This is a genomic window from Sphingobacterium griseoflavum (genome assembly GCF_014653155.1).
Lineage (GTDB): Bacteria > Bacteroidota > Bacteroidia > Sphingobacteriales > Sphingobacteriaceae > Sphingobacterium > Sphingobacterium griseoflavum.
This window is the reverse complement of record NZ_BNAF01000003.1, coordinates 267,968-293,627: the sequence shown is the minus strand read 5'-3', so window position 1 is coordinate 293,627 and position 25,660 is coordinate 267,968. Positions and strand designations below refer to the sequence as shown.

The 25,660-nt window shown below is 42.5% G+C and carries 24 protein-coding genes; 9 read left to right on the top strand and 15 right to left on the bottom strand.

All coding sequences use genetic code 11. The features are described 5' to 3' along the window. Nucleotides 1-4 precede the first annotated feature (4 nt). The 3 genes from IE165_RS05450 to IE165_RS05440 form a co-directional block, all read right to left on the bottom strand. Nucleotides 5-640: an O-methyltransferase gene (locus IE165_RS05450; protein WP_189625583.1), complete on the bottom strand. Its 636-nt coding sequence runs from the start codon at nucleotides 638-640 to the stop codon at nucleotides 5-7. Nucleotides 641-770: 130 nt separating this feature from the next. Further along, complete coding sequence (gene folE, locus IE165_RS05445; RefSeq protein WP_189625582.1) at nucleotides 771-1,403, bottom strand: GTP cyclohydrolase I FolE; 633 nt, start codon at nucleotides 1,401-1,403, stop codon at nucleotides 771-773. Nucleotides 1,404-1,494: 91 nt separating this feature from the next. Beyond that, complete coding sequence (locus IE165_RS05440) at nucleotides 1,495-1,905, bottom strand: 6-pyruvoyl trahydropterin synthase family protein (RefSeq protein WP_189625581.1); 411 nt, start codon at nucleotides 1,903-1,905, stop codon at nucleotides 1,495-1,497. 65 nt (nucleotides 1,906-1,970) lie between these two features. Between IE165_RS05440 and IE165_RS05435 the strand changes: the two genes are divergently transcribed. The 3 genes from IE165_RS05435 (at nucleotide 1,971) to IE165_RS05425 (ending at nucleotide 4,598) form a co-directional block, all read left to right on the top strand. After that, a complete protein-coding gene (locus tag IE165_RS05435; RefSeq protein WP_189625580.1) occupies nucleotides 1,971-2,588 on the top strand; it encodes a nucleoside phosphorylase-I family protein in 618 nt (205 codons plus the stop codon). A gap of 134 nt (nucleotides 2,589-2,722) precedes the next feature. Then, nucleotides 2,723-3,709, top strand: a complete 987-nt coding sequence (locus IE165_RS05430; RefSeq protein ID WP_189625579.1) for a pyruvate dehydrogenase complex E1 component subunit beta — start codon at nucleotides 2,723-2,725, stop codon at nucleotides 3,707-3,709. Nucleotides 3,710-3,842: 133 nt separating this feature from the next. Then, complete coding sequence (locus IE165_RS05425; RefSeq protein ID WP_189625578.1) at nucleotides 3,843-4,598, top strand: DUF6263 family protein; 756 nt, start codon at nucleotides 3,843-3,845, stop codon at nucleotides 4,596-4,598. Between the two features lie 135 nt (nucleotides 4,599-4,733). On the opposite strand, the gene gcvH is transcribed toward IE165_RS05425, so the two are convergent. Continuing rightward, nucleotides 4,734-5,114, bottom strand: coding sequence for a glycine cleavage system protein GcvH (gcvH, locus tag IE165_RS05420; protein ID WP_189625577.1), 381 nt, complete (start codon nucleotides 5,112-5,114; stop codon nucleotides 4,734-4,736). A gap of 120 nt (nucleotides 5,115-5,234) precedes the next feature. Between gcvH and IE165_RS05415 the strand changes: the two genes are divergently transcribed. Then, nucleotides 5,235-6,434, top strand: coding sequence for an anhydro-N-acetylmuramic acid kinase (locus IE165_RS05415; RefSeq protein WP_189625576.1), 1,200 nt, complete (start codon nucleotides 5,235-5,237; stop codon nucleotides 6,432-6,434). On the opposite strand, the gene IE165_RS05410 is transcribed toward IE165_RS05415, so the two are convergent. The 9 genes from IE165_RS05410 to IE165_RS05370 all read right to left on the bottom strand — a co-directional run bounded on the left by IE165_RS05410 (nucleotide 6,428) and on the right by IE165_RS05370 (nucleotide 15,663). Continuing rightward, the gene (locus tag IE165_RS05410; RefSeq protein WP_189625575.1) at nucleotides 6,428-7,090 is read right to left on the bottom strand and encodes a DUF2461 domain-containing protein; all 663 of its coding nucleotides are present in this window, start codon (nucleotides 7,088-7,090) and stop codon (nucleotides 6,428-6,430) included. The two genes, IE165_RS05415 and IE165_RS05410, sit on opposite strands and share 7 nt — an antisense overlap. A gap of 31 nt (nucleotides 7,091-7,121) precedes the next feature. Continuing rightward, complete coding sequence (locus tag IE165_RS05405; RefSeq protein ID WP_189625574.1) at nucleotides 7,122-7,925, bottom strand: phosphatidate cytidylyltransferase; 804 nt, start codon at nucleotides 7,923-7,925, stop codon at nucleotides 7,122-7,124. Continuing rightward, nucleotides 7,915-8,136 (bottom strand): putative signal transducing protein, encoded by a 222-nt coding sequence (locus IE165_RS05400; RefSeq protein WP_189625573.1) that lies wholly within the window; start codon nucleotides 8,134-8,136, stop codon nucleotides 7,915-7,917. Before IE165_RS05400 ends, IE165_RS05405 begins: the two co-directional genes overlap by 11 nt. Next, nucleotides 8,096-9,040: a CPBP family intramembrane glutamic endopeptidase gene (locus tag IE165_RS05395; RefSeq protein WP_189625572.1), complete on the bottom strand. Its 945-nt coding sequence runs from the start codon at nucleotides 9,038-9,040 to the stop codon at nucleotides 8,096-8,098. The genes IE165_RS05400 and IE165_RS05395 overlap by 41 nt, the downstream gene beginning before the upstream one ends. A 65-nt stretch (nucleotides 9,041-9,105) precedes the next feature. Continuing rightward, entirely contained in the window at nucleotides 9,106-12,405 is a 3,300-nt protein-coding gene (locus IE165_RS05390; protein WP_189625571.1) for a S41 family peptidase, read from the bottom strand. A 215-nt stretch (nucleotides 12,406-12,620) separates the two neighbouring features. Then, nucleotides 12,621-13,364: a zinc ribbon domain-containing protein gene (locus tag IE165_RS05385; RefSeq protein WP_189625570.1), complete on the bottom strand. Its 744-nt coding sequence runs from the start codon at nucleotides 13,362-13,364 to the stop codon at nucleotides 12,621-12,623. Continuing rightward, a complete protein-coding gene (locus IE165_RS05380; RefSeq protein ID WP_189625569.1) occupies nucleotides 13,364-14,461 on the bottom strand; it encodes a Nif3-like dinuclear metal center hexameric protein in 1,098 nt (365 codons plus the stop codon). The genes IE165_RS05385 and IE165_RS05380 overlap by 1 nt, the downstream gene beginning before the upstream one ends. After that, complete coding sequence (locus IE165_RS05375) at nucleotides 14,451-14,936, bottom strand: hypothetical protein (RefSeq protein ID WP_189625568.1); 486 nt, start codon at nucleotides 14,934-14,936, stop codon at nucleotides 14,451-14,453. Before IE165_RS05375 ends, IE165_RS05380 begins: the two co-directional genes overlap by 11 nt. Before the next feature lie 13 nt (nucleotides 14,937-14,949). Continuing rightward, nucleotides 14,950-15,663 (bottom strand): SAM-dependent methyltransferase, encoded by a 714-nt coding sequence (locus tag IE165_RS05370; protein WP_189625567.1) that lies wholly within the window; start codon nucleotides 15,661-15,663, stop codon nucleotides 14,950-14,952. Between the two features lie 119 nt (nucleotides 15,664-15,782). Between IE165_RS05370 and apaG the strand changes: the two genes are divergently transcribed. The 4 genes from apaG to IE165_RS05350 all read left to right on the top strand — a co-directional run bounded on the left by apaG (nucleotide 15,783) and on the right by IE165_RS05350 (nucleotide 21,953). Then, nucleotides 15,783-16,169: a Co2+/Mg2+ efflux facilitator ApaG/CorD gene (gene apaG, locus IE165_RS05365; RefSeq protein ID WP_189625566.1), complete on the top strand. Its 387-nt coding sequence runs from the start codon at nucleotides 15,783-15,785 to the stop codon at nucleotides 16,167-16,169. Between the two features lie 216 nt (nucleotides 16,170-16,385). Then, entirely contained in the window at nucleotides 16,386-18,245 is a 1,860-nt protein-coding gene (locus tag IE165_RS05360) for an ABC-F family ATP-binding cassette domain-containing protein (RefSeq protein ID WP_189625565.1), read from the top strand. Between the two features lie 88 nt (nucleotides 18,246-18,333). Next, on the top strand, nucleotides 18,334-20,193 hold the full coding sequence (gene mnmG, locus IE165_RS05355) for a tRNA uridine-5-carboxymethylaminomethyl(34) synthesis enzyme MnmG (protein ID WP_189625564.1): 1,860 nt from the start codon (nucleotides 18,334-18,336) through the stop codon (nucleotides 20,191-20,193). 77 nt (nucleotides 20,194-20,270) lie between these two features. Continuing rightward, complete coding sequence (locus IE165_RS05350; RefSeq protein WP_189625563.1) at nucleotides 20,271-21,953, top strand: Ig-like domain-containing domain; 1,683 nt, start codon at nucleotides 20,271-20,273, stop codon at nucleotides 21,951-21,953. Between the two features lie 34 nt (nucleotides 21,954-21,987). On the opposite strand, the gene IE165_RS05345 is transcribed toward IE165_RS05350, so the two are convergent. Together IE165_RS05345 and nadB are read right to left on the bottom strand one after the other, a co-directional pair. Further along, on the bottom strand, nucleotides 21,988-22,503 hold the full coding sequence (locus IE165_RS05345; protein ID WP_189625562.1) for a gamma carbonic anhydrase family protein: 516 nt from the start codon (nucleotides 22,501-22,503) through the stop codon (nucleotides 21,988-21,990). 1 nt (nucleotide 22,504) lies between these two features. Next, the gene (gene nadB / locus IE165_RS05340) at nucleotides 22,505-24,097 is read right to left on the bottom strand and encodes an L-aspartate oxidase (protein ID WP_189625561.1); all 1,593 of its coding nucleotides are present in this window, start codon (nucleotides 24,095-24,097) and stop codon (nucleotides 22,505-22,507) included. Between the two features lie 496 nt (nucleotides 24,098-24,593). On the opposite strand from nadB, the gene nadA reads away from it, so the two are divergent. After that, nucleotides 24,594-25,592, top strand: coding sequence for a quinolinate synthase NadA (gene nadA / locus IE165_RS05335; protein ID WP_189625560.1), 999 nt, complete (start codon nucleotides 24,594-24,596; stop codon nucleotides 25,590-25,592). Nucleotides 25,593-25,660: the final 68 nt, after the last annotated feature.

Here is a 25,660-nt window from a genome sequence, read left to right as displayed (position 1 = left end):
ACAATCACTTTTTGCGTAATACAAAAAGCCCATCTCTAATCGGCAAGATTAATTTTTCAACGCGATCGTCACTTGCCAAAATATTATTTAATTCCAACACACGCTGCGTTTGCGCATCTGGATTATCCATCAACACCTTTCCCTTCCACAACACATTATCAATTAAAATTAATCCTCCACGTGGAACACGATCAATTAACGTTTGATAGTAAAAAAGGTTGTTCTTTTTATCCGCGTCAATAAACACCAGATCAAATTCACCTTCAATTTGCGAAATGACATCGGCCGCATCACCAATATGGTATTTTATTTGGCCCGCAAAAGGGGATGCATCGAAATACCCCTTAACGCGTTCCTGCAACTCCTCATTGACGTCTATCGTGTAAATGGTTCCGTCGCTTGCCAAGCCTTCCGCCAAGCAGAGTGTCGCATAGCCGGTAAACGTTCCGATTTCCAAAACCTGCTTCGGGCGAACCAATTGCGCCAACATCGCCAACACCCTCCCTTGGAAATGGCCGGATAACATATGCGGCATCGTCTCGCGTAAAAAGGTTTCCCTATGTATGCGCTTCAACAAAGCATTTTCTGCATCACACGTCTCTTCCAAGTAGGCATCCATAGCCCCATCGCTACCCAGCATAATCACAAATGTAATAAGTACATCGGTTTCTCAAAATACTTTAACAAAATTTAAAATTCTCATGTACACGACATTAGCTCAAAAAAAGTGCTTCACGTGTCCACAGAGGTCTTTTTTTAGGACTGACAAATTAGTCTAATGAAGCCGTTATCAGCCGCAAAAACTCTGACCGTGTAACATCATTTTGAAATGCTCCAGTGAAAGCAGAAGTTGTTGTTACGGAATTCTGTTTTTGTACCCCGCGCATGGCCATGCACATATGCTTGCATTCCATCACGACCGCCACACCGGCAGGCTTTAACGTATCGTGAATGCAATCTCTGATTTCATTGGTAAGCCTCTCCTGCACCTGCAAACGTCTTGCAAAGGCATCCACGACCCTCGGAATCTTGCTTAACCCAACAATATGACCATTGGGGATGTAGGCGATATGTGCTTTACCGAAAAACGGTAGCATATGATGCTCACACATCGAATAGACCTCAATATCTTTTACTACAACCATTTGGCTATAATCTTCTTCGAACATGGCACTACGCAATACGTTGGCCGCATCAATGTCGTAGCCATGCGTCAAAAACTGAAGGGCCTTTGCCACCCGCTCCGGGGTTTTCACCAAACCCTCCCTCGCAGGGTTCTCTCCCAACGATTCCAAGATGGCCGGATAGTGCGCGGCAATATCTTGGACTTGCTTTTCATTATATCGATCGATCTTAATATAACCTTCTTGTTCCTCTTCTTCGAAAGATGTTAGCTTATCCATTTTTTGTTTACGTAAAAATTAAAATTATCATCGTTGAGCATGCAGGCTCTGTCATATATCATGAGTATGTATTGGACGGGTGGCTAAGATATCAACCAAAATATTCTACGAAATTGTTTTCGGTTTCGTAAAGTTTCACGGCATGTAGCACAACCCCCTCCTGTTCAAAAAAAGGCTGAAGAACATCGAATATAGCTATGGCAATTATTTCGGTGGACGCTCTTTTGCCCTGCATAAAATCTACGTCAAGATTGACATTTTTATGGTCAATCTTATCGATGACCTCGCGTAACATGATTTGCTTCATCTTTTTCAAGTCGATGAGAAAACCTGTTTCTGGATCGATCTCTCCTTTCACGGTGACGAATAACTCGTAATTGTGTCCGTGCCAATTTGGATTGGAACACTTCCCAAAAACCGCCTCATTTTGTTCTGTCGACCAGTCTTCCCGAAACAGTTTATGCGCAGCGCAAAATCTTTCGCGTCTTGTAATGTAGATCATATAAACAAAGATAGGGCAAAAAAGTATATTTTAGTAACTTCACCTTTTTAAGCAATTTCCGCACCATGAATATACTCGTCATTGCCGCCACAATAGAAGAAATCATGCCGTCGCTTCCGTTTTTAGATGAACGGGAAATACCTTCCTTGATCACTGGTGTTGGCATGCTCGCGACGACCTACGCACTGACCAAGACCTTGCAGCAAAGAAAGATAGATCTCATTGTTCAGGTAGGCATTGGTGGCATCAGTGCTTTCAAGGATAAACTGGGCACGGTATACCAAATTGTTTCGGATGAAGTGTATGAATTTGGCGCCGAAGACCAAGACCACTTTCTTACTATCGATACACTTGGCTACGCAAAAAGCTATTTTTTGCAACGTATGCCATCCTTTCCTATGCCTATCCCTTGCGTGAGAGAGATTCGGGGCATTACGGTTAATAAGGTGCATGGGAATGCTTCAAGTATTGCGCAGCTCCGAAGTCGATACGATGAACCGATTATGGAATCCATGGAGGGTGCCGCTGCATTTTTTGTCGCTCACGAAGAATGCGTACCCATTTTACAGTTTCGTGCAGCGTCTAATTATATCGAACCCCGCGATCGCGATTCGTGGCAAATTGGGCTTGCGGTCAAAAACCTGAATGATTTTTTACAGGAACTCCTTAATTTTCTGAGATAAACGTTTTCAAAAAGACCTGTAAAAGCTCCCTGCATAATGACATATTTTAGGCATTTTTGCGCGGAATCCATTACGAAATATCAATTAAATATAGTAGTTTTGCGGTATTCAAAAAAGACACAATTTTACAACTGATGAGAGAAATACAATTCAGAGAAGCACTTCGTGAAGCAATGAACGAAGAAATGCGGAAAGATGATAAGATATTCTTGATGGGCGAAGAAGTCGCCGAATACAACGGTGCATACAAAGTGAGCCAAGGCATGTTGGATGAATTTGGTGCAAAGCGTGTCATCGACACACCAATTGCCGAGCTCGGTTTCGCGGGTATCGGTGTGGGTGCAGCCATGAACGGTTTGCGTCCTATTATCGAATTCATGACCTTTAACTTTTCATTGGTTGCGATAGACCAAATAATCAATGCGGCAGCGAAGATCCGTCAAATGAGTGGCGGTCAGTTCGCTTGTCCTATTGTTTTTCGCGGTCCTACGGGTAATGCTGGTCAACTGGCGGCACAACACTCGCAAAATTTCGAAAATTGGTTCGCAAACACTCCTGGTTTGAAAGTTGTGGTGCCATCCAACCCCTATGATGCGAAAGGTTTATTGAAATCTTCGATTATCGATCCAGATCCAGTTATTTTTATGGAATCCGAAGTGATGTATGGCGATAAAGGCGCTGTTCCGGAAGAAGAGTATTACCTTCCTATCGGTAAAGCCAACGTGATAAAAGAAGGAACAGATGTCACGATTGTGTCTTTCGGAAAAATGATTCCTCGCGTTGTACTTCCTGCCGTGGAAGAATTGACGAAAGAGGGCATCAACGTGGAGTTGATCGATCTACGTTCGGTACGACCAATCGACTTTCCGGCCATCATCGAGTCTGTAAAGAAAACAAATAGACTTGTTGTTGTGGAAGAAGCATGGCCATTAGCATCTATTTCATCTGAAGTTGCATTTAGGGTACAAAAAGATGCTTTCGATTATCTTGATGCCCCAGTTATTCGTGTGACGTCAGCAGATGTACCACTTGGTTATGCGCCTACATTAGTCGAGGCAACCCTCCCAAGTGTAGCAAAAGTTGTAAAAGCAGTAAAAGAAGTGTCATACTTGAAAAAGTAATCAACAGCATAACATGGCAGAAAAAGGCACCCCTATTTTGGAGTGCCTTTTTCTATGTCTTGAAAGCTTCATTGGGACGCGCCGAGATAGAATTCCAATTTTTTTATTATATTCACTAGATATAGATATCATTATGAAAAAATACTTATTTACGGGAATAGCCCTTTGTTTGGGATTCGTTTCTTTCGCGCAAAAAACCGTTGATTTCAAACTGAATCCGGAAATTGGCAAGCCGATGAATATGCTGATGCAGGTTAAGACTGATGTGGAAGGCCCACAAAGCATGATCATGGACATGAATATGAAAATGGTTATGACCGCCACGGAAAAACAAGACGAAAACTTCAAAATCGAGACTGTGACAAAAGCTGTCAAAGTTGATGTCGATGCCGGAATGATGACAATGTCTTATAATTCCGAAGAGGAACCAAAGGATGAGATGGCCAAAATGATGGGATCGCAATTCGAAAAAATTATCGACCAAGCTATTTTGGTGATATTGACCCCAAAAGGTAAAACAGTAGATGTGGTTCTTCCTGAAGGAATTGGTCAAGGTATGGACAAGTCGTCATTTGCCAGCATTTCTACACCTCTTCCCGAAAACCCAGTTGCTGTTGGTGCTACCTGGCAGCACAGCGCAGATATGGGAGAGAACCCACTAATTTCCAAAACAGAAACGACCTCAACGTTTAAAGCGGAGAATGAGGAGGGGTATGTTATCGATGTGGTGGGAAAACTAATGGATGGTTCAGCCAATGAGGTAGGCACGCTTGCTGGATCCTATGTTTTGGACAAGAAGACATTTGTCACAAAAAGTGCAGATGTAAAAACATCTATTGAGGTACAGGGTACAAAAGTAGTAAGTGACGTGGTGCTTACCGTCCAATAAGCAGCACGGATATGATATAGCAAAGCGGAACTGTCGGGATCGACAGTTCCGCTTTTATTTTGGGATGGGTCCTAAATCAAACCTTTCCGTACTGGCCGGCTCGAAATTTAACTCCTGAACCGTTAATTCTATTAACTAAGCGTTGACTTCTGCTTTGTATTGATCTGCAGACAACAAAGCCTCCACAGCGGCGGCGTCTGCCAATTTAACACGAATAATCCACCCCTCTCCATATGGATCTGTATTCACCAGCTCGGGAGAAGAATCAATAGCGTCGTTGACAGCCAAAACAGTTGATTTAACGGGCATAAAAAGGTCTGACACCGTTTTAACAGCCTCTACCGTTCCAAATACTTCGTTTTCTGCGACCTCTTCACCTACGGTGTTGATATCGACAAAGACAATATCCCCTAATTCGCGTTGCGCGAAATCCGTAATACCGATAACGGCTTCGTCACCTTCCACACGAATCCATTCGTGGTCTTTGGTGTATTTTAATTCTGCTGGGAAATTCATATGTTTTTTCTTTGCCCAAAAATATAATTATCCTTCGACATAACCAAAAATTACCCGTTTTCACCCAACCGTGTGTTTGCGGACATTTTTTCGAATTAGATTAATCTGTACTTTAGCGGGATGAACACGCAAATTGAACGATTGTATCAAATAGGGGCAAAGGCCAGCCGGCGCATTATCGGCCTGATGTCTGGAACATCGCTAGATGGCCTCGATATAGCCGTGTGTAAGGTTTCCCATAGTGGCAGCGACAGCACATTGATCTTGGAGAAGTTTATGACGTTGCCCTATGATGCGATCTTTCGAGAGCGGGTGCGTGCTGTCTTTGCCAAACGGCAAATTGATCAGCAGCTACTCTGTGGCCTGCATCCTTACATCGGCGAGGTGCACGCTACACTCATCAATAAGGCGCTTGCGCTGTGGGGTATAGATGCGTCAGAGATCGATCTTATTGCGAGCCATGGGCAAACCGTATACCATGCTCCGGCAAGATTACTGGAGGAGGATGCTAGCTATCCAAACAGCACGTTACAGATCGGGGATGCTGACCATATCGCCGTCAGGACCGGTATCATTACGATCGGTGATTTTAGGCAGAAACACCTTGCTGCTGATGGGGAAGGGGCCCCGCTTGCTGCATATGGCGATTATCTATTATTCCGCAGCGATACAGAGCATCGATTTCTTCTTAATATCGGAGGCATCGCAAATTTCACCTACCTACCACCAAAATGCAGCAAAGAGCTTGCGTATGCGACCGATCTTGGCCCGGGCAATACCCTTATAAACCAATATATGAAGGCGCACTTTGGTAAAGAAATGGATGAGGATGCACGGGAAGCAAAAAAAGGAGATGTGAACGACAGCTTGTTAGCATGCCTTTTGGAGCACGTTTTCTTTCACGAATCCTTTCCAAAAACAACAGGCCCAGAGCTATTCAACCTGGCGTATCTAGAAAATGCGCAACGACTTTCTCGTACCGAATCCCTTGCGCCAACCTCCGTATTAGCCACGCTAACGATGTTTTCGGCCGTCACGATTGCGGAAGGTCTCGCCAAGCAGGCAAGCCGTTTGGATAGCATGGCCGTATATGTGAGCGGAGGGGGTATACATAATCCGCTTTTGATGGCCTATCTGGCGACGCTTATGCCGCAAGCAAAGATAGCTTCGTTTCAAGCGTTGGGCCTAGACCCGGATGCGAAGGAAGCCTGCTTATTTGCTATGTTAGCCAACGAAACGGTTGCTGGGACAGCAAGCAATGTAACAAACATCAAAGATTCACCGGCGGTATGCATGGGAAAGATTTCTTTTCCCTATTGATCTAATGCTTCGTGAATAAAGCTCTTGAACGGTAGTATGCGCCTTGCCGTATCGGACAGAAGCCGTAGTCCTTGTTTGCCCTGCAATTGTTCGTCGTCGAAAGATTGGTAAAGGATAAAGCTCTTAAGCTTCAACAGATCGATGTGCGGATGGTCTTCACTATAGCCTGCAGGTGCCCGCTTTAATTTATCTTCGGTAGAGAGATCTCCGATCTCCCAGCCACCCTGGCGAAGCCCCTGTTGCAGCCCGTTAAAATTGTAATCTATTTCTTGGCGTATACTGTCCAAGTGCTGCTTGGCCGGGCGCCAATAGCCTGCTGCCAGAAAATTTTTCCCCGGCTCGATATGCAAATAATACTCTGGTCCGTCCAGCTTTCGGCCATCGACCGATATACCAGCGGCAAACCAATGTTTATAAGGCGTTTTATCTTTCGAAAATCGTGTGTCGCGATATATGCGGAAGAGGCATTTCCCCGCTTGAATATCTGTATTAATGTGTGGGTCGAAGGTAGAAAGCTCATGAATAAGGGCGCCTATAAACGATTTAACGTTTGCCAAGGCGGCTTCGTAGGCATCCCGGTTTGCTTGGAACCATTCCCGGTCGTTATGAGCCTTCAGTTGCTTTAAGAAGCTGAATGTTTGTTTTTCTATGTTCATCGGTGTAAACGAAATGCGTGCTACATCTTAGTTAAAACACGAAGGTTTTCAGGAATATGTATACGAGCGGTGCAGCCATTAAAAGACCATCAAATCTGTCTAAAAGACCGCCATGACCGGGCAGCAGGCTTCCCGAATCCTTCATACCGGTATTTCTCTTTAGCATGGATTCCACCAAATCGCCCAAAGTGCCGAATGTGCCGATAATGAGGGCCAGCGTAAGCCATTGCCAATTTGATAACGCGTCAAAATAGCGGCCTAAATTGAACGACACTACAACAGCAAGGAGCATACCTCCGACGAAACCTTCCCAAGTCTTATTGGGTGATATCCGCTCGAACAGCTTTCTGCGACCAAAACTCTTTCCTGCCAAATAAGCTCCCGTATCATTGGTCCAAAGCAGGATAAGAAATCCCAATGGAATATACGGGTCGTATGAGCCTTCTAAGAAGCCTAAACAGATGAAGATACCGAAAGGTATGGCTGCATAACATAAACCAAACAAGGTATAGGAAAGGTCCTGTATCGCCGTCGTCGATTGGCGAAAAAGCGCCGTGATGTACAATAAGAAAGCTGCGGAGAAAAGCCACAAAAGGCTACCTTCTGGAAAAAAGCCAACTAGCACCGCCCCTAGCAGCAGAAATCCGATAGTGGCGCAAGCAATAGCAGTCCATACCAGCGGTCTTATATCCATGGCTTGCACCATTTTATAAAACTCGTATACGCTATAGACACCTAGTAATGCAAAAAAAGGAATAAAGACGAATGGTCCCAATAAAACAGCGGCAATGAGTACGCCTATAAAAAAAAATCCTGTTATGGCCCTAGTCTTCATCCACCTTGTTCGTATCGTTAGCGGCCATGATTGCTGTTGCCTCTGCGAAGTTTTCGTCCTGTACAAAAAGCTCGATCTTCCCGAACTTGAACGACGAATCCTGTTTGTTCAGCATGACGGTCCTGATATCATGTTGCTCCAATAAAAGCTTCGCCATTTCGCTGTCCAATTCACTTGAATAGGTCGCTATTTTTATCCAACCGTTTTCCATATAGCTCTTTTTTTATGTATTGATAAAATACGAATCCAATCATCGCACTAAAAACGAAGCTGCCAAGATACATAATTATTGGGTAAGTATCGACTTCCATAAGCGCATCGTAGCCCTTACCCTGCTGGGCAAAATAGAATGCCAGCAAAACAACCGTGGTGTTGTTGACAAAATGGGCCAGTACAGCGGTCCATATGTTTTTCGTCCAAAGCACGGCGTAACCAAATATCACCCCTAATAGCAATCGAGGAAAGAAGCCATAGAACTGGAAATGTATGAGGCTGAAAATAAAACCAACGAGCCATATCGCCGCCACCTCGCTTTTTACGATACGTTTAAAAATGTTTTGCAGCGCACCACGAAAGAAGAACTCTTCGCAGATAGCTGGGAGGAAACCTATTACGATGATATTTAACAGTAATCTGTCCCATCTTTTCGTCATGACGATTTGGCTTGTTAACTGCGCCATATTATCTTCCTGTCTGCGCATCCATTCTTCTACGCCGCCTAAGCTATCGGGAAGCGCCATCTGCATGTTCCATTCCCCAATAAGGTTCATTATCGGGGCTAACGCGAAAAGGAATAAAACGGGACCGCCATAGGCTCTCCAACCTGTCAAGCTATCTTTCGTAAGAAAGTTTACATCTGTACGCCGTTGGTAAAAAAAATAGGCGGGAAGTAAAAATGTGCCCAACGAACCGGATGCCAGCACCAGGTAACTGAAATAGTTCACTTCCCCGGTGTTTTCGGAAACTGTTCGCATGAGATCCACTAAATCCTTTCCAAAAGCCCAAGCAGCGACTAGCAAGAAAAATTGTATCCCTATTGTACACAGCAATAGCAATACAAAAAGCGTAAGCAAATCTGTCCAAGGGTTTTTAAGCTGTCTGTCCAAAGCGTCCATGCGTCATATTCATTTTTGAAAACGAATATAATGAAAGAAGGAGCGAAAATGCGCTCCTTCTACGTTTATTTTACCCGAACTGGATCCTTCGGATCCTTAAGTTCCTTGTAGGGGTAGGTCTTCATTTCTTCTAACAATAGATTAACTGTTTTTTCCAGCTGCGGATCCTTACCTTCCAACAAATCCTTGGGTGTCTGCTCCACAAAGATATCTGGTGCAACCCCTTCGTTTTCGATGATATAGTTTCCTTTCAAATCAAAAATTCCGAAATTGGGCGAGGTGATGCTTCCTCCGTCCAACAAAGGTGGATAACCGGAGATACCGACGAGGATGCCCATGGTGGTACGTCCCACCAACTTACCCAAACCTTTGAAACGAAACATGTAAGGCATCATGTCCCCTCCGGATCCGGCATTCTCATTGATGATCATTGCCTTCGGACCGAAAATTCCGTTCCCAGGTGTTGTAAAGCTTTTCCCATCGCGAACCTTCCAGCCAGAGATCAGCTCTCTCGATAGCAGATCGATAACATAATCGGCCACTGAACCACCACCATTGTTACGCTCGTCCAACAGCAGCGCTTTTTTATCCATTTGGGAAAAATAGTACCGATTAAAGTACGTATATCCATCTCCTCCCGTATTTGGCATATATACATACGCAATTTTTCCGCCGCTCATTGCGTCCACTTTTTTACGGTTTCCTTCTACCCAGTCCATTCTACGCAAAGCGATTTCATCCGTAAAAGAAATGGGCTTCACGACCACCTCTCTAGCATCATGTAGCGACGGGGAGCTATTTACCTTCAAGGTAACTTGTTTATCCACCATGTTTTCCAAAAGCAGATACAAATTGACCGAAGCATTGACTGGCACCCCATTGATGGCAACAATATACTCGCCTTCTTTTATATGAAGTCCCGGCTCAGCGAGGGGAGCTTTGAAAGAAGGGTTCCAGTCTAGCCGCGTATATATCTTATTGATTTTGTATCCATTGGGCAACGCTTCCAAATCTGCCCCTAATGTACCCGTATTGACTGACGGACTGGAAGGCTGATCTCCGGGATAGATGTAATTGTGACCAACAACCATTTCTCCCATCATTTCGTTCAGGAGATAGCCTAGGTCGGAGCGGTGACCAACATAAGGCAAAAACTTCGCATACTTTGCTTTGACACCATCCCAATCTACACCATGCATGTTCTCTACATAGAAAAACTCTTTCTGCATGCTCCAAACCTCGTTGAATACCTGCTTCCATTCGGCTACAGGATCAACAAGTTGCTTAATATCTTTAAGCTCGATCTTTCCGGAACCCGGAGCCGGCTTTTGACCAGCCGCTACAATAAAGTATTCGCGGTTGCTGCTATAAATCATCTTCTTGCCATCGGCACTGATCTCAAAGCCATTGGCGTTTTCAACAATGGTTTTATCTTCCAATTTCACCAAATCATAAACACCGATGGAACGACCCCGCATGTAGGTCAGCATGTTTTCCGTACTTCCATCCAAACTGTAATAACCTGGCTGTAAAGGCAAGGCTACAATCCGGTTGTTTATATCGTCAAAATCCACTTTTATCTGTGCGGCCTTTTTGTCTTTGTCCGTATCTTTCTTGCTTTCCTTATCCTTCTCATCCTCTTTTTTCTTGTCCGTTTTCGCCTCTTCTTTTTTACTGTCTTTCTTGTCTTCTGCAACCTTCTCTTCATCGCTTTCGTTCTTGAAGATAGACGGCGTTTCTTTCGACAGTAAAAATGCGTACACGTTAAAGCTTACATTTTTCTCATACGCGGACATATGCAAACCAGAGTTGGTAAGTCCTATATTTGTACTCGCCGTAAAAAACAGGTACTTTCCGTCACGACTGAAGGTTGGCTGGTTTACAGCACTCATCCCATCTGTTATTTGAGTTTGTTGCTTGGTTTCCAGATTATACATAAATAACGTCCGTACGCCATTTCCCAAGCTTTTCACATACGCTATCCAGTTCGAATCATATGACCATGCCGGTTGGAAATGGTTGGACGTCCTGCCCGTGATGGATGCTAACCTGTCGTTATCCACCATCGTTATTTTCTTCGTGTCAATATCCACATAATACAGGTTTAAATGTGCATCGTTATAAAATAACTTTTTAGAATCTGGTGACCATGTTGGCTGGAAATAAAACGATGTTTGCCCCAGTGTGATGTACACAGGTTCATCTTTAGCCATCTGGTCGCGGAGTACCAATTCGTATTTACCATTTTTGTCAGAGAGAAAAGAGATCCATTTTCCATCGGGCGACCACGCAGGATAACGCTCATGTGATCCCGGAGAATTAGATATATTTCGAGCATCGCCCTTTTCCTTGGGCACAGAGAATATCTCACCACGGTTTTCAAAAAGGGCACGTTGTCCAGTAGGCGAGATGCCGTACGAGCGGATATCTCCCCCCATGTCTATGTAATGCGGTCGTTTGTACATGGCATCCGCATGTACCTGTATGGCTAGGCTATTGACCCTTTTGGTCGTCGTATTTAAAATATGAAGGCGTCCATCATATTCAAAGGTTAGTTCGTTTCCGTTACCAGTTAAGGTGCGCACGTCGTAATCTTTATAATGGGTCAGTTTGTCTACTTTCTTCGTTTTGGTATCGTAGCTATAGACATTTACGATCTTATCCCTATCGGACAAAAAGAATACCTTATCGCCTAACCAAACTGGTTTTACATCGTTGCTGCGACCGCCGGGGATTGCTTCGATCTCTTTTGTTTGGGTATCAAATATCCAAATGGAAGGCATTCCTCCGCCTCGGTACCGTTTAAAAGCTACTCGGTCACGCTCTGTTGGATCCCCATTCTTAATGTATGCCCAATAACGTCCATCCTTTGATGGACTACCTTGATAGGCTTCTGGCATTGGCAGCGCTGTAGAAACGTCTGCGGATAGTGCTGACTTGTATAGTCTAGAACCCAACGAGTAAGTAAACTCCCTTGTTGTCGTAAAATAAACCTCGTTGTTATTTAACCAACCACGAAGCACATCGGATGAAGGATGGAAGGTTACGCGCTTGGGCGCGCCCCCATAGATTGAAACAACATAAACGTCGTTATTGCCATCATAATTTCCGGTAAATGCAACTTGTTGCCCATCCGGAGAAAATATTGGATTCTGTTCTACGCCGGGATTTACAGTAAGTTGCCGCGGGTTAGCGCCATCTTTGTCGGCTATCCAGATATCGCCAGCATACACAAACGATATGTGCTTATCGCTTATGCTGGGACTTCTCAGAAGTAGCGTTTCCTTCTGCTGCGCTTGTACGGCAGACAATAAAATGCTGGAGTATAGTAAGGCTTGCCAAACTATCGATTTCTTTTTGTTCATGCAGATAAATGACTGATTAATTCGTTCAAAAGTAATTTAATTTAGGGTGTTTAGGTAAATATATCAGATATGTTGCAAAACCCCGCAGTAACGGAATGAAAGATAACACTACTACTGTCTATTTGCTCCTTTTCGCTAAGTAAGAGTACGCATATCACACAAAAAAAAGGGCTAACGTCATCAGATCGTAGCCCTTTCATGTTGCTTTTATTGCATTAGCCGTTTTCTTCTTCGAAAACAATGCCTTCATCCACGATAATCCTACCGCAGTGTTCACAGATAATAATCTTTTTGCGCTGGCGAATTTCAGATTGCAGCTGGGGTGGTATTTTGTTGTAACAGCCCGAGCAGCTATCACGTTCAATAGACACGACGGCAAGGCCATTGCGGAAAGATCTACGAAGTTTATCATAGACTTTTAACAAACGATCTTCGATATGCTTCGTGGCAGCATCCGCTTTTTCTACGAGCGTATCTTCCTCTTTTTGGGTTTCAGAAGTAATCGTCTCCAACTCTTGCTTCTTCACATCCAATTCGCTCTTGCTGTAATCCAGATTTTTAAGCGTTCCCTCATAGCCTTCCGTTTTGTTTTTAATTTCAAACTCGGCTTCGCGAATACGTTTTTCACAAACTTGGATCTCCAAACCTTGAATCTCTATTTCTTTGGAAATAGCGTCATATTCTCGGTTGTTTTTCACCTCGTTCAATTGCCCTTCGTACTTCTTGATCGCTGCTTGCGCATCCTTGATCATGTTTTTACGTGTTACAATCGAATCTTCCAGATCATCTAAATCTGTCCTGATTTTCTCGATGCGCGTATCAAGACCCGCAATCTCGTCCTCAAGATCGGCTACCTCAATAGGTAACTCGCCACGTACCTGACGAATCTTATCTATTTTCGTATGAATGGACTGCAAGGCCCAAAGTGCTTTTAACTTTTGTTCTACGGTTTGTTCCATTAACTGTAGTATTTTATAGGATTTGTCTCTATTTCTGTCAATAGGACAGCAAAGTTAGCAAATTTTTTCCGAATAATATCCAATAATAATTCTTGTGTAAATTGTTCACTTTCATAATGTCCGATATCTGCAATGATGATTTCATCTTCTGCATCGAAGAACTCGTGATATTTATAATCTGCCGAAATAAAAATATCAGCTCCCGACCGCTTGGCCTCCTGCAGCAGAAAGCTACCTGCTCCACCGCATACCGCGACCCGGCTTACGGGTTTATCCAATAAACGAGTGTGTCTAATCACATTAAGCTGCAATTTTTCTTTGAGGTAAGCCAAAAACGCTTCGCCACGCATCGGCGTAGGCAAATTACCGATTGCTCCTGAACCTACTGCAAGCAAAGGATTCGCTAAGCTCACCACATCGTGTGCTACTTCTTCATAGGGATGGGCATGGTACATCGCCAACAATACGGCACGTTCTTTAATAGCTGGATATATAACTTCCACCTTCGTCTCCTCGACCCGTTCCTGCAGACCAATATCGCCAACAGCCGGCTCAGCACCGGGCAACGGCCGGAAAGTTCCATAACCAACCGTGTTATAGCTGCATTGATCATAATTGCCTATTGCCCCAGCACCGGCCGAAAAAAGGGCTTCCCGTACGGTGTCTACATGGGTACGCGGTACGAAAACAGCCAGCTTCTTTAACAGCCCGGTTTTTGGACGCAGCGTCGCGTAAGACGCTAGTTCCAATTTTTCGGCAATTTTACTACTCACTCCACCAAAAACATTATCTAAGTTAGTGTGTATGGCATACAATGCGATCTGGTTTTTTATTGCTTTCATGACGACCCTTTCCACGTAATTCTTGCCATTGAGCTTCGTTAGTCCCTTGAAAACTATCGGGTGATGTGAAATAATAATATCGCAACCTTTATCTATTGCTTCATCGAGCACATCTTCTGTACAGTCCAAGGAAATAAGGCCTTTGTGAATGTCATCATCCGGATGGCCCACAATCAATCCGGCGTTATCATAACTTTCCTGATACGCCAATGGAGCAATCTGCTCTAAATATTGCGTAAGTTCTTTAATCTTCATCTTCTTTTTTTGCATTATAATCTTCACCAAACTGCGCGATATGCATCTTCAATAATACTTTGTGCTCGTGTATTTTCACCCAATATGTGATAAAGTACACCAAATGCAAGACAGACACGACTATGAGAATGAACATCGGTAGTGGTAGAAAACTAATTAGAAATGTCCATGCAAACCACATTCCCCACTTTTGCGTTGGACGTTCGTCCACCTCAATCTGCCGATCATAAAATTCATTGTTCAACGAGTCCGTGAGTCGACGCACAACTTCGAAGTTCCAAAAAATATTGAATAGAGGCAGTGCAACAAACCAAGCTTGGCTCGGTAAAATATTCTGATTTTCTTTTTTCACAAGTTTCAACGTGCTGTAAATCGTGTATGCGAAAAAGATCCAAATGACGATCCTAACCGCGCCTGCGATAAATGCAGCATACAGCATTTCTTCCGTTACGTACTCTGGTAGCATTTCGAACATATCGAACTATAAATTAATGGACATAAATTAAAAAAATCGTGGGCTTCTTATGCAAATCCAATTTATGGTTGCTCCACTCAGCAACTGACCGCGTCTGCACTACTTCGTCGGGAGCTGTAAGATTACAAGCGATACAAAGCTTTGTTCCCTTTTTCAAATGTTTCAGCAATTCCTCAAACAGCGTATTGTTCCGAAATGGTGTTTCAATAAATAACTGCGTTTGCTTTTCGCGGGCCGATTGGTTTTCTAAGTCTTTTATCTTTCTCCCTCGCTCGACCTTGTCAATAGGCAAATACCCGTGAAAGGCAAATTTTTGCCCCGTAAAACCGGAAGCCATCAATGCCAAAAGGATGGAGCTTGGCCCAACCAAAGGCACGACGCGGACACCTCGCTTATGCGCCTCAGCCACCACCTCAGCGCCGGGATCAGCCACTCCTGGACATCCAGCATCCGACATTAATCCCATATCACGCCCGGCCATAATAGACCGGAACAACTCATTATAGTTCACTTCGTTTCGCACATGTTTGCCAAAGTCATGTATCACCAATGTATTTTGAGGCTTAGAAAATCCTGCTGCTTTTAAAAAGCGTCTTGCCGTCTTCTCATTTTCCACGATATACTCCTCAATATGATCAATCACCTGTTTGTGAAAAACCGTGTAAGACGCTTCTTCGGCGCCTTCCGATAAAGGTACAGGAATTAAGTACAACGTTCCTTTTGACATATTCAAAACTACTAAATATTACATCACCTGTGTTAGTAATTATAAAAAGTACATAAAAGAAAATTGTGTTTTTCGATATATTTTAATAATTTGGTAGTGATTAATAAGTTTATTTTCAAATGACTACACAGATCACAGCAGGTATCAAGGTGTCCGTAGACGTTGTTTATCAGCCAGAATATTCGAATCCAGATAAGCAACATTTCATGTTTTCCTATCAAATTACAATCGAAAACCTCAGCGACTATACCATCCAGTTGATCAGTCGCCATTGGGATATATTTGATTCGAATGGTGCATACAAGAGCGTTGACGGGGAAGGGGTCGTAGGAGAACAACCTATTCTAACGCCTGGAGGGGTGCACCGCTATACATCCGGTTGCAACCTGAAAAGCGATATCGGTTTTATGGAAGGCTATTACGAAATGGTCAAACAACTTGATGGGAGCTATTTTTCGGTAGATATCCCCAGATTCAATTTAATTGCTTCCTATAAGCTGAATTGATTCTTAATTCCTTTGTAAATTAATGACGCGATGCAATCCAAAATCGCGAATACCACAAATATTTACTTATTTTTGTGATTGGAATATAGTATACTACACCAGTTGGTCCGTTAGCGTCGCCAATTTGCTTGTGAACAAGCGGATTTCAGCGTTTATCAACGAAACAGTGTGCAGCTATAATACACATAATTTACTGTCTGTCAAAACTTTATAAATTTGAGCATATTATCTACAGAGCAAGTTGGCCATTATTATAACGACAAATGGCTTTTCAAAAATCTTCACTTTGGATTGCAGAAAGGGGATCGGGTGGCCTTGGTCGGTATAAACGGGACCGGTAAATCTACCCTATTGAAAATACTTGCTGGTATCGAACAGCCTACTTTTGGAAAAGTCGTCAAAGAAAAAGGTCTTCGAATAGGATTTCTTAATCAAGAACCAAATTTCGATGGCTTAAAAACAATAAACGATTTTATATACAGCGCGGACAACGAGCAGCAACAGCTTATCAAAGCATATGAGGAGCTTCTTGCAGAACCGGAAATCGATCACGATCGTTTGGCTGATTTGACGGACAAGCTATCTGCGATGGAGGCATGGGAATACGAATATAATATAAAAACCATTTTAAATAGGTTACAGATTTCCAACTTTAAGCAACACATCAGCGATCTATCGGGCGGCCAAAAAAAACGCTTGTCCCTCGCAAAGTTGTTGATCGATGAACCAGATGTTTACATATTAGATGAGCCTACCAACCATTTGGATATAGAAACGATCGAATGGTTAGAAAAACTCTTGACTACTGGAAATAAAACAGTGCTGTTGGTTACGCACGACCGTTATTTTCTGGATAACGTTTGTAATGAAATACGTGAACTAGATCGGGGGGAGGTATATCTTTACAAGGGAAACTACACGTATTTTCTGGAAAAGAAAGCGGAGCGGGAAAGCATTGACGTTGTTATGGCCGACAAGGCCAGAAATTTATTAAAAAAGGAACTGGAATGGATGCGTCGACAACCTCAAGCCCGTGGCACGAAATCAAAAGCGCGCATCGAAGCGTTCTATGACTTAGAAGAAAAATCTAAAGGTCCTCGTAAGCAGGATACCGTGCAGTTATCCGTAAAAGTGTCGAGACAGGGTTCTAAGATCATGGAGATTGAGGAATTATATAAGTCTTATGATGAAAAAAACATCATTGCTGACTTTAGCTATACCTTTAAAAAAGGAGACCGCATAGGTTTAGCGGGAAAGAATGGTACTGGAAAAACTACTTTTCTTAACTTGTTAACGCAACAGATAAAACCGGATGCTGGACGTATTGATGTTGGAGAAACAACGGTTTTCGGGTACTATCAACAAGGTGGGTTAGATTTTCACGAAAGTGATAGAGTACTAGACGTTGTAAAAAATGTTGCAGAATATATATTGATGGCAAACGGCGATACGCTCACGGCATCGCAGCTTTTAACGCTGTTTCTTTTTCCTCCGGAAAAGCAATTTAACCACGTCAGTAAACTAAGCGGTGGAGAAAAGAAGCGCCTGCAACTGATGCGCGTCCTCATGAAAAGTCCAAACTTCCTTATACTTGATGAGCCTTCAAATGACTTAGATATTGATACATTAAATGTACTGGAAGAATTTCTTGATAACTATCCCGGCATTTTAATATTGGTATCTCATGATAGATACCTTATTGACCGTTTGAGTGACCAGCTCTTTATATTTGAGGGGGAAGGATCAATACGTATTTATAATGGAAACTATGCAGACCACAAAGCTGAAGAAGAACAGAGGGCAAAGGTAGAAAAGGAAAAAACAACGAGTAAGGAGCCTGTAAGGACCGCTACCGAGACAGAGAAGAAAAAACTCACTTACAAAGAACTTAAGGAATACGAAGAATTGGAAGCAGAGATCGCAGAAATAGAGCAGTCCATTTCTCGCAAGCAAGAGGATTTGAAAGATTTTACAGCGTATGAAGATCTCCACAAGATAGCAGAAGAAATAAAACTACTCGAATCAACGTTAGAAAGAAAATCGGAGCGTTGGATGGAATTGGCGGAAAATATATAAGTCGTTCCACGTGAAACAGTGTACAGCTAAAATGAATCTATTGTCATTTATCCACGAAAGTTTCACGTGAAACATATTAAAAAGAAACATGTTTAAAAAATATAATGTGATCGTGGTAGGAGCGGGCCATGCAGGTTGCGAAGCGGCAGCAGCTGCTGCTAATATGGGTTCGTCAGTATTATTGATCACCATGAATATGGGGGTTATCGCGCAGATGAGTTGTAACCCTGCAATTGGGGGAGTCGCTAAAGGACAAATAGTACGTGAAATTGATGCGCTGGGAGGGTATACCGGGATCATCGCAGACAAGTCAACCATTCAATTTCGGATGCTGAATCGTTCAAAGGGACCAGCCATGTGGAGTCCACGCACCCAAAACGATCGTATGCGATTTGCTGAGGAATGGCGTCTCACACTGGAGTCCCTAACCAACGTGGATATGTGGCAAGATACCGTTAAAGAGGTGATCGTAGAAAACGGTAAAGCGTGCGGTGTCGTAACTTCTCTAGGCGTTCGAATTGACTCGGATGCTGTTATACTGACAAACGGGACATTCTTAAATGGCATTATACATATCGGCGAAAAGAAAATAGGTGGAGGTCGTACAGGGGAAAAAGCAGCGACAGGATTAACCGAACAGTTAGTCAGCTTGGGCTTTGAGTCGGGTCGTATGAAAACCGGTACTCCACCTCGGGTTGACGGAAGATCGTTAAATTACCAGCTGATGGAGGAGCAATGGGGGGATGAGAAAAAAGGAAGATTTTCTTACAGCGACGTAGATATACCAACCGAACAACGTTGTTGCTGGATCACATACACTAACGAAAAAGTGCATGAAGTGCTTAAAACCGGATTCGATAAATCACCAATGTTTACAGGAAGAATAAAGGGACTTGGCCCTCGATACTGTCCTTCCATAGAAGATAAGATCAATAGGTTTGCTGAACGTGATCGACATCAAATATTTGTAGAACCTGAAGGATTCAGAACGGTTGAAATCTATGTAAACGGTTTTTCGACATCCCTTCCGGAAGATGTACAATTAAAAGCACTACAGCTTATTCCAGGCTTTGAGCATGCCAAAATGTATCGCCCGGGTTATGCGATAGAATACGACTATTTTCCACCTATGCAACTGGATCTTACGTTAGAAACCCAACGTATAAAACATCTATTTTTTGCTGGTCAAATAAACGGTACAACGGGCTACGAGGAAGCGGCAGCGCAGGGATTCGTTGCAGGCGTAAACGCGCATCAGCGTATCAACGATATGCACGAACTTATCCTAAAACGTTCGGAGTCTTACATAGGTGTATTGATTGACGATCTTGTAACTAAAGGTACAGAAGAGCCTTATCGTATGTTTACTTCAAGAGCAGAACATCGTTTATTGCTTCGGCAGGATAATGCTGATATAAGACTAACGCCATTAGCTCATAAACTAGGTTTGGTAGGTGATGAAAGATTGTCTAAAGTCCAGCAAAAAATAGGGGATTCAGATCGCATTGTTGCTTACATGAGGCAGCACAGTGCTGATATTGATACTATCAATCCTATTCTCCAGGAACTAGGCTCCAGCACCTTGAACCAAAAATACAGACTGTTCAATATATTGACACGCCCTCAAGTTACCATTCAAGACTTGGCAAGATCTGATACGAACTTTGCGTCATTTCTCTCAAAATTTCCAGAAGAAACAATTGAACAGGCTGAAATTAAAGTGAAATATGAAAGCTACTTTGAGAAAGAAATGGAGATCGTTAACAAGATGAAAAAGATGGAAGATAAAGAAATCAATCCAGACTTTGACTACCGTGCCCTTTTGTCTTTATCTATCGAAGCCAGAGAAAAACTTCTAAAGGTCAAGCCAAGAACACTAGGACAAGCATCTCGAATTTCTGGCGTATCACCATCAGATATTAGCGTACTTATGGTACACATGAGTTAAGATACTGATAGTCAATCATTTATATAAATAATACACTCGATTCAAATAAAGCCGTGTAAGCGAATATTATAAAATTTATGATGGAACATTCCAAAAATGCCGAAAGTATCTTGAAACGCTTTAAAATGCGAAATTACCGAATTATTGTACTTATCGGCTTTATGCTACTATTCGTATTGTCTTTCAATCGATGTGCTAACGTGCAACGACCTTCTGGAGGACCAAAGGATTCGTTGCCACCAAAAGTATTGAATGAATCTCCAAATAACTTCTCTAAAAATTTCAAAGATAAAGAGATAGTATTAACGTTCGACGAGTACATAAAATTGAATAATCAATTTAAAGAGTTCAGTATAAGCCCTGACCTCGATGAACAACCCCTTTTTAAAGTACGCAAAAAGAATTTAGTCATCCAACTCCCTGATTCCTTAGAGGACAACACAACCTATACGATCAACTTTGGAAAAGGTCTAGTGGATTATAACGAAGGAAACGAGTTAATAAACTATAATTATGTTTTTGCTACCGGCCCCGAACTGGACTCACTGTCTATCAGCGGGTCGGTAAAAAACGGCTTTACCAAAAGCTTTGATATGAAAAAAGATGAAAATATCAAAGTTCTCCTCATTCCGACAAGTCAGGATAGTATATTTGGCAAACGAAAGGCAAACATTTTCACCAATGTCGATACCTCGGGTAATTTTAAATTCAATAATCTTAGAGAAAATACTTACCGTATTTACGCCCTGAAAGAGCAAAATAACGACCGTATATTTAATGGAAATGATGAATGGATAGGATTTTTGCAAGACAGTATTTTCTTAAATCAGGATATTACAGGAATAAAACTGGAGATTACGAAAGCATATCCAAGAGACTTTAGAACATTGGAAAAGAAAATCGAACCTACAGGAAATATTTTGCTTACCTTCAACAGACCTTTAGACGAGCCGTTCATGCGCATCCTGCACCCTTCAGAAATTGATGCACAAAAAATCGTTCGTTACAGTCTAGATAATGACTCGGCTAGAATTTTCATTCCACAGAAAGAACTCGATTCTGTTAAAATCCAGTTGGGTTCCAGAAATGATATCATCGACACCATCTTGATACGCACGAGCAGAAATGTAAAACAAGACCGGGAGATAAAACCTATCCTAAACATCAATAACAAAGTGGATCGAACGAGCCACATCAAGCTAACTAGCTTTACGCCACTGGCATCCGTAGACAAGTCTAAAATTATGGTTTATGAGGATTCGGTGTCCCGAAGAAACTTTCAGCTTCAACAAGATAGCAGCAACCTAAATCTCTACCATATCCGGTACAATTGGCGCGCCAAACGAAATTATGAACTGGTTATACAAGAGGGAGCTTTAAAGAGTCCTTTCGACGATACCAATAAAGAGTCGAAGACCCAGTTTACGTTTGACGAATCCGACAACTATGGAAACATTACCTTTGTCGTGAACGGGGTAGATTCCACCATGCAGTATATCGTTCAGCTAATTGACGAACAAAAAGAGAAAATATTCGACAGCCGAATATTAGATCAACGTACAAACACCATTGTATACGATAAATTCCCGGGTGGTAAATATAGTTTGCGAGTTATTTATGACGCAAACGCCAACGGCAAGTGGGATCCTGCGGATGTATATGCTAAACGACAGGCTGAAAATATCTGGTATCTCGAAAAAACTTTCAGTATCCGAGCGAATTGGGATCAAAACGAAACCATCAACCTACCAAAACCATAATGTGGCGATAGGCTAACGGCAAGATACGGCAACACTATTGAGGTTTAAACCACGAACTATATAGCACATAGTTATGCGGAAGCTGCTTCAGCATGGCCAGCTGTTCGTCGGTCAGTGGCTTGATTTTCTTTGCCGGAACCCCCGCGTACAAAAACCCACTTTCTAACACACTATCTTCCAAAACTACTGCTCCGGCAGCGATGATCACGTTCGATTGAACCACCGCACGGTCCATAACGATCGCCCCCATTCCGATCAACACATAATCCTGGACTGTACAACCGTGAACAATTGCATTGTGACCTACATTCACGTAATTACCGATATCTGTACCATTTTTTTGATACGTACAATGTATTACGACACCATCTTGGATATTACTGTAATTGCCAACTCTGATATAATTTACATCCCCACGCACTACCGCGTTAAACCAAATGGAACAATGATCACCGATCTGCACGTCACCTACCACGGTAGCGTTATCAGCAATGTAAACGTCATCAGCGAATGTAGGTGACACACCCTTTACCGGTAAAATTGTTGGCATATTATAAAATTGTATCGTTTAGATTTGTTGATTTATCGGGATAATCCGTCGTGTAGTGTAATCCTCTACTTTCCTTCCGCTGCATAGCCGACTTAACAATCAAATAAGCTACTTGAATAACGTTGCGGAGCTCACATAGTTTAACAGATAGCTTCGTTTCCTTATAAAAATTTTCCGTCTCCTCGTGCAGAAAACCCAGGCGCCGCATCGCGCGATCTAAGCGAAAGTCAGAACGAACGATACCCACGTAATCGCTCATCAGCTTTTGCGTTTCGCGTAGGTTGTGGGTCACCAAAATTTCTTCGTTGAGCGACGCTACCTTAGATTCATCCCAATCAGGAATCGAATCGGCATAAGCTAGATTCGGCAGACTCTCTTTTGCATCTTGGAAAATACGATGGGCATAAACCACAGCCTCCAATAGTGAATTGGAAGCTAACCTATTCGCACCATGCAAACCAGTCGACGAACATTCACCACATGCATAAAGACGCTGTATGGATGTCTTCCCCACTTCATCAACCAAAATACCGCCACATAAGTAATGAGCCGCTGGCGTCACGGGGATATAATCCTCCGTCATATCGAGCCCAACAGACATACATTTTTCATATATGTTTGGAAAGTGCGCCAATATCTCGGCCTTCTTTCGGTGGGTAATGTCAAGGTAGACAAAATCAAGCCCTGACTTTTTCATCTCGTTATCAATTGCTCGTGCAACAATATCTCGTGAAGCCAACGAGCCGCGCGGATCATATTCCTCCATGAAAGAATTTCCGTCTACCCGACGCAACACGCCGCCAAAACCGCGGACAGCTTCAGAAATCAAAAATGCAGGGGATTCCTTTGGATTATAAAGCGATGTGGGGTGAAATTGTATGAACTCCATATTCCGTACTTTACCTTTAGCCCGATAAACCATGGCAATACCGTCTCCTGTAGCGATAGTGGGATTGGTTGTACTTGCATAGACATGTCCCGCACCGCCCGACGCCATCAAGGTAATCCTGCTTAAAAACGTTTCGATTTTGTTGGTTTTCGTATCCAACGCATATAAACCGAAACAGGTAATATCGGCCGTCATCTTATCTACATGAACACCCTGATGATGTTGCGTTATCAAATCCACCGCAAAGTAATGGGTTAGCATCTCAATATTCGGATGTGCATGTACCTGTTCCAACAGGGCCCGTTCTATTTCGTAACCCGTAATGTCTTTATAATGAAGTATGCGGTGTTTGGAATGGCCGCCTTCTCTAGCCAAATCATAATGGTCTTCATCCACCTTATCGAAATTCGTACCATAGTCTATAAGCTCCCTGATACGGGCTGGTGCCTCTTTCACCACGTTTTCCACAATCTTTGGATGACATAATCCATCACCAGCAACCTCTGTATCAATGATATGCTTATCAAAGCTATCCGACTTATCCACAACGGCAGCTACCCCACCTTGTGCATACTTCGTATTCGATTCGTCTTCATTAGACTTCGTGATAATCAGCACTTTGCCTAAGGTCGCTGCTTTTAAAGCAAAGCTCAATCCCGCTATTCCAGAACCTATTATTAAAAAATCAACCTTTCTATGTGCCATATCCGTAACTAATCCTATGCAGTATCCTAATTAAAAGAAACAAATTAACAAAATATGTGGAAAACCTGTACATAAAGCGTTAACTAAAATTGAAAACTTATTATGTTTCCACAAGACCCCCAAAAAGCTAACATACTGCTATCAAAAATTAAGATAAAATCAACGAGATATTAACAAATTGTAAACAGTAAAAAATCAACAGTAAATTATGGAAAGAGAAAAACCCGAAAAATCAAAAACTTAGAAATCAGGATTTAAGCCATCTAAAACTGTGGATAAACTGTGGATAACCTAAAGAAAATAACGAATCAAAAATAATTTTTGAGCAGTTATCCCCATTTTCCACAGACTAATAAACAACAAGAATCTTTCTTTTAAAAAACATTATCATTTATTGGAAAAAGGGAATGTGGATTTCGTTTCATTTTCTTTGTTTACTTTTGTGATGTTGCTTCGTCAAAGGAAGCACTCATCAAACTGTAGAGAAGAAAGATAAATGAATACAACCTTCGAAAGGGATTTAGAGGCAAAAGGTTATATCGACGAGCCAGTAGATCCCACTTTGGATCTTGTTGCTGACATTCAGCGACTTAAGAGAGAAAAGAATGCGGTTATTTTGGCTCACTATTACCAAGATGCTGAAATTCAGGATATAGCAGATTATATAGGGGATAGTTTAGGACTGTCTCAGCAAGCGGCCAAGACTGATGCAGCGATGATCGTTTTTGCTGGCGTTCATTTCATGGCGGAAACGGCAAAAATATTATCGCCATCAAAAAAAGTGTTGTTACCCGACTTAAAAGCTGGCTGTTCGCTTTCAGATAGTTGCCCGCCACATCTTTTTGCGAAATTCAAGGAGCAATATCCGGATCACTTGGTGATCACTTATGTAAACTGCACAGCGGAGTTAAAAGCGTTATCAGATATCGTGTGTACCTCGAGCAACGCGGTAGAAATTGTACAAAGTCTGCCCAAAGATCAAAAGATCATATTCGGACCCGATCGTAATTTGGGCGACTACGTCAAAAAGAAGACCGGTCGTGATTTGGTTCTTTGGAATGGTGCATGTATGGTACACGAAATATTCTCGCAGGACAAAATCGTGAACCTACGCAACCAATTTCCGGATGCCAAATTTATTGCCCATCCAGAATGTGAAGAACATATTTTGAGCCAGGCAGACTATATTGGTTCTACCTCTGGTATGTTGAAATACACGATAGAAAACCCGGCCCAACAGTTTATCGTAGCGACGGAGTCAGGTATATTGCATCAAATGCAGAAAGCTAGTCCAACAAAAACATTTATACCGGCGCCGCCAAATAACGTATGTGCGTGTAACGATTGCCCGCACATGAAATTGAATACCTTGGAAAAGCTGTATAATTGCTTACTGTACGAGCTCCCGGAAGTCGACTTGCCAGCAGATGTCGTAGCACAGGCTAGAAAACCTATCGAGCGTATGCTGGAGATTTCAGAACGCTTTGGTTTATAGTGCCTATCCAAAAGTTGAAAGAAGGAAATCTTATCCTTTTCGACAATGGTTGTGAAAGCTCTAGATTT

What these genes read in the sequence shown, in the direction of transcription:
- IE165_RS05405 (WP_189625574.1), bottom strand. Translation starts at nt 7,925, where the DNA reads ATGAAGACTAGGGCCATAACAGGATTTTTTTTTATAGGCGTACTCATT.
- IE165_RS05430 (WP_189625579.1), top strand. Translation starts at nt 2,723, where the DNA reads ATGAGAGAAATACAATTCAGAGAAGCACTTCGTGAAGCAATGAACGAA.
- IE165_RS05375 (WP_189625568.1), bottom strand. Translation starts at nt 14,936, where the DNA reads ATGTTCGAAATGCTACCAGAGTACGTAACGGAAGAAATGCTGTATGCT.
- IE165_RS05390 (WP_189625571.1), bottom strand. Translation starts at nt 12,405, where the DNA reads ATGAACAAAAAGAAATCGATAGTTTGGCAAGCCTTACTATACTCCAGC.
- IE165_RS05380 (WP_189625569.1), bottom strand. Translation starts at nt 14,461, where the DNA reads ATGAAGATTAAAGAACTTACGCAATATTTAGAGCAGATTGCTCCATTG.
- IE165_RS05345 (WP_189625562.1), bottom strand. Translation starts at nt 22,503, where the DNA reads ATGCCAACAATTTTACCGGTAAAGGGTGTGTCACCTACATTCGCTGAT.
- IE165_RS05395 (WP_189625572.1), bottom strand. Translation starts at nt 9,040, where the DNA reads ATGGACGCTTTGGACAGACAGCTTAAAAACCCTTGGACAGATTTGCTT.
- IE165_RS05435 (WP_189625580.1), top strand. Translation starts at nt 1,971, where the DNA reads ATGAATATACTCGTCATTGCCGCCACAATAGAAGAAATCATGCCGTCG.
- IE165_RS05370 (WP_189625567.1), bottom strand. Translation starts at nt 15,663, where the DNA reads ATGTCAAAAGGAACGTTGTACTTAATTCCTGTACCTTTATCGGAAGGC.
- nadA (WP_189625560.1), top strand. Translation starts at nt 24,594, where the DNA reads ATGAATACAACCTTCGAAAGGGATTTAGAGGCAAAAGGTTATATCGAC.
- nadB (WP_189625561.1), bottom strand. Translation starts at nt 24,097, where the DNA reads ATGGCACATAGAAAGGTTGATTTTTTAATAATAGGTTCTGGAATAGCG.
- IE165_RS05440 (WP_189625581.1), bottom strand. Translation starts at nt 1,905, where the DNA reads ATGATCTACATTACAAGACGCGAAAGATTTTGCGCTGCGCATAAACTG.
- IE165_RS05350 (WP_189625563.1), top strand. Translation starts at nt 20,271, where the DNA reads ATGATGGAACATTCCAAAAATGCCGAAAGTATCTTGAAACGCTTTAAA.
- folE (WP_189625582.1), bottom strand. Translation starts at nt 1,403, where the DNA reads ATGGATAAGCTAACATCTTTCGAAGAAGAGGAACAAGAAGGTTATATT.
- IE165_RS05385 (WP_189625570.1), bottom strand. Translation starts at nt 13,364, where the DNA reads ATGGAACAAACCGTAGAACAAAAGTTAAAAGCACTTTGGGCCTTGCAG.
- IE165_RS05415 (WP_189625576.1), top strand. Translation starts at nt 5,235, where the DNA reads ATGAACACGCAAATTGAACGATTGTATCAAATAGGGGCAAAGGCCAGC.
- apaG (WP_189625566.1), top strand. Translation starts at nt 15,783, where the DNA reads ATGACTACACAGATCACAGCAGGTATCAAGGTGTCCGTAGACGTTGTT.
- IE165_RS05450 (WP_189625583.1), bottom strand. Translation starts at nt 640, where the DNA reads ATGCTGGGTAGCGATGGGGCTATGGATGCCTACTTGGAAGAGACGTGT.
- mnmG (WP_189625564.1), top strand. Translation starts at nt 18,334, where the DNA reads ATGTTTAAAAAATATAATGTGATCGTGGTAGGAGCGGGCCATGCAGGT.
- IE165_RS05425 (WP_189625578.1), top strand. Translation starts at nt 3,843, where the DNA reads ATGAAAAAATACTTATTTACGGGAATAGCCCTTTGTTTGGGATTCGTT.
- gcvH (WP_189625577.1), bottom strand. Translation starts at nt 5,114, where the DNA reads ATGAATTTCCCAGCAGAATTAAAATACACCAAAGACCACGAATGGATT.
- IE165_RS05410 (WP_189625575.1), bottom strand. Translation starts at nt 7,090, where the DNA reads ATGAACATAGAAAAACAAACATTCAGCTTCTTAAAGCAACTGAAGGCT.
- IE165_RS05400 (WP_189625573.1), bottom strand. Translation starts at nt 8,136, where the DNA reads ATGGAAAACGGTTGGATAAAAATAGCGACCTATTCAAGTGAATTGGAC.